The organism is Helicobacter vulpis (assembly GCF_003660395.1).
GTDB lineage: Bacteria > Campylobacterota > Campylobacteria > Campylobacterales > Helicobacteraceae > Helicobacter > Helicobacter vulpis.
Genome location: NZ_QXQT01000045.1, coordinates 1 through 2,869, shown reverse-complemented (window position 1 = coordinate 2,869; position 2,869 = coordinate 1). Strand labels below are relative to the sequence as shown.

The following is a 2,869-nucleotide window of genomic DNA, read 5'->3' as shown; positions in this document are numbered from 1 at the left end:
CTGAAAGATTGTGGCTGAAAACAACACGGCAATAAACGCCCCCGTAAGGGTCGTGGTAATGGGCAGAGTGGCTAGAGTGGTGCGCCCTAAAAGCCATTGGCCTGCTAGCGCGCTGCTAAAGGTGAGCAGAGAAACCACCGCCCCGCTAAGAGCCTGCCCTAAGAGCAAGAGAAAGATATTTTTGTTAAAGAACACAAAATTCCCCATATTAGACACAATCTATAAACCGGATGGAACGGATTAAATGCACAATATCATCTGTCTCATCCTCTATAAAAAAAGTGTGCCACCGCCATGCCAATCAAAGATGCAAGAACAATCACTGCTAATCACTTTAATATAGTCAAGCAACTTTGCTTCGTAATGTGTTATAAAACCAACTTTGTGATTTTTTTGATTATCATCATGCAATGTTGGGATAATTGATTCCCACCATCGATACCAAGAGTATAGATCGCAGGGATATCGTATCTATCAGGCTTTAAATGAACACTTAGGCGCACATGACCTTTTGAAAAAAATATTCTTATGCAGAGCATGGATTGCCAAGTACTTTCTGGTGGAAATCTCCGTTATTCTTTTTATTATCTTTATACTCTCCTGCAAAACTTTCGGGGTTAAAATATTCTCAAAATTAGCTTCTGATTTTTCACGTAAGATAGAGCCGATTGATCCTGCGATCAAAAGGTCTGTATCGCTGACTTGCTCAATGATCTCTGGGATTTGTATTCCATGGGGTGATAGTTTATTGGTCAAAATATTTTTCCAATCTATGTTGCAAAGAATGTTATCAAATTTGTTTTTGACAGAGTGCTCTGACATATTTTGACTAATCTCATCAATCCTATCTAAATCTCTTCCATCCAATTTATACTTTTCAAATTCAATCCTTACGTGATCATCACATAAAAACTGCGCAATCTCGCTACGCTCCTCATCATATCTTTCTACAGCTTCTAGATTTGTGAATAATGCGCTAGAAAATCTTAAACCCCCACTCAAGACAAGAATCTTAACAGGTAAATCACTTAATAAATGCGCCACATTGCCAACCAAAAACAAAACACTGATTGCGTAGAGTTCGGCAAAATCGGCGTGGTAGCTTTCCATTTTTAATTTCCCGCAGTCCCTTTTAGAATGTCCCCAAGCTATTGCAAGTTTAATCTCTCCACTTTTAACCTGAGAACTAATAAATCTTGCAGGACATGTAAATCCAAGTTGGCACAATTTTTAGCTATACATTTGTTTCTAAAAATTTCAGATACCAAACCTGCTTTATAATGTTCTTCAATTTCTGTATTGCTATATAGAAACCTACGATCAGCAAATTCCAACCTAATCTTTTTGGAGAACTTTTTACATTGGGAAAACAAATTATCTTTCCAAAGATGCAATAAATCATCGCACTTGACTGACTTAGATCTTAACTCCTTTTTATAGATATTAAAATCCCAGCATTCCTTAATCGCAACTTGCAACCCAAGCTCGCTCACTACTTCCCTCGCGCTAAACCCTTTCATGCTTGCCCCTCTGGTAACAAATAGGCTGGCTTATTCGACTCATATGAACTAAATAACCATAAACTTGCAAATTAGCCCTATTGCACTCCAAGTTTTTTATGCATACGGCTTGTTCATTTCTGCTCTCCCGGCAGATACGGTAATCAAAAGTCGTTTTTAAGTAATCATGTTGTGTGGTCAGTCCTCCAACACAATGCTGGGCAGTTATGTTAAAGTTCTGACAAGATGTATCGATAAATCTTAACTCGTTAGGTTTTGCATGAATGGTAAATTTAATTGCATTGGCATTCATCTTATTTATCACATTAAGCTCTCGATCAACAAGAGAAATTGCAACATATCTTTTAGTAGCTTCCCATGCCTCTTCACGCATCCTCAAAAAAATTTTGCGCCAAAACATGTTCTTAATATTTAAATGTATGTAAGGATGCGATAAACCAAACATAAGTGGCATAATCTAATTTCACAGATGGAAGCTAAAACACGTCTCTCATAGTCGACAATGCTAACAAGGTCATCTAATTTGAGATAATCTATCCAAAACTGGAGCGACTTTTGATACTCATCTACGATAAAATCTGGTGTCTTGCACGCCCTATTGTATTTTTTGCCGTCTGCCAACACTGTAAAGATCACTCTCTTTCCAAGCGTGTTATGCAGTATCTTGGAAAGAGATGCCATTCTCAAAATAGTGGCTATCTCTGCAAGATCAGCGTAATATCCACAATTTTTAATCGGTGAGATTGGCTTTCTAGAAAAAATGGGGAAGAGTATCTCGACATGCCCGTTCATCTCAATTGAACGGCTTATACTGGATTTCAAGATTTGATAGTCAACAAATTTAGCGCTATTCTTAAAGAAGTGCGGGTCATAGAACGCCTCTGCAAAAATATCTACTCTTGTAGGTTTTTTATACTTCTGTTTTGCTTTTTTGATAATAGAGTCCTGTCTGTCTAAAATTACATAATTCATATGCAACTCAAGCTTTTTAATGACATTACTCAAAAATATTCTACATCTATACCTGATCTGCGGATTTCGTCCGAATTTCTAGGTAGATTTTGCACAAAATTAATAAGTCTATGAGAATCGGAGATTTGTACTTTATGTTGACCGTTTTTCATTACAAAAACCTTTCTAAAGCCAGCACCTAATGATAACAAAAACTAACTTAATGTAACACTGCCATGTTCAAAACTAAAGGATGTAAAAATTAAAAAGCAAATAAAAAAAGATAAGTAGATTTCAAGAACCCCCCGCATCACCCTACTTTCCCACCCTTGCAAAGGGCAGTATCATCGGCGTTAGAGAGCTTGACTTCCAGGTTCGGGATGGGGCTGGGTATATCC

Annotated in this window: 4 protein-coding genes, 1 rRNA gene and 1 pseudogene; all 6 read right to left on the bottom strand. The window is 37.4% G+C overall.

Annotation, left to right across the window (positions count from 1 at the left end; all coding sequences use genetic code 11):
• Positions 1 to 195, bottom strand: a pseudogene (locus EAO38_RS08390) (MFS transporter); the annotation flags it as partial.
• Positions 196 to 474: 279 nt separating this feature from the next.
• A complete protein-coding gene (locus EAO38_RS08385) occupies positions 475 to 1,110 on the bottom strand; it encodes a hypothetical protein (RefSeq protein WP_121022851.1) in 636 nt (211 codons plus the stop codon).
• A 38-nt stretch (positions 1,111 to 1,148) separates the two neighbouring features.
• Positions 1,149 to 1,520: a hypothetical protein gene (locus tag EAO38_RS08380; RefSeq protein WP_121022849.1), complete on the bottom strand. Its 372-nt coding sequence runs from the start codon at positions 1,518 to 1,520 to the stop codon at positions 1,149 to 1,151.
• Complete coding sequence (locus tag EAO38_RS08375) at positions 1,507 to 1,920, bottom strand: hypothetical protein (RefSeq protein ID WP_121022847.1); 414 nt, start codon at positions 1,918 to 1,920, stop codon at positions 1,507 to 1,509. Before EAO38_RS08375 ends, EAO38_RS08380 begins: the two co-directional genes overlap by 14 nt.
• 11 nt (positions 1,921 to 1,931) lie before the next feature.
• A complete protein-coding gene (locus EAO38_RS08370; protein WP_121022845.1) occupies positions 1,932 to 2,525 on the bottom strand; it encodes an L-tyrosine/L-tryptophan isonitrile synthase family protein in 594 nt (197 codons plus the stop codon).
• 248 nt (positions 2,526 to 2,773) lie between these two features.
• Positions 2,774 to 2,869 (bottom strand): 5S ribosomal RNA (gene rrf, locus EAO38_RS08365); the annotation flags it as partial.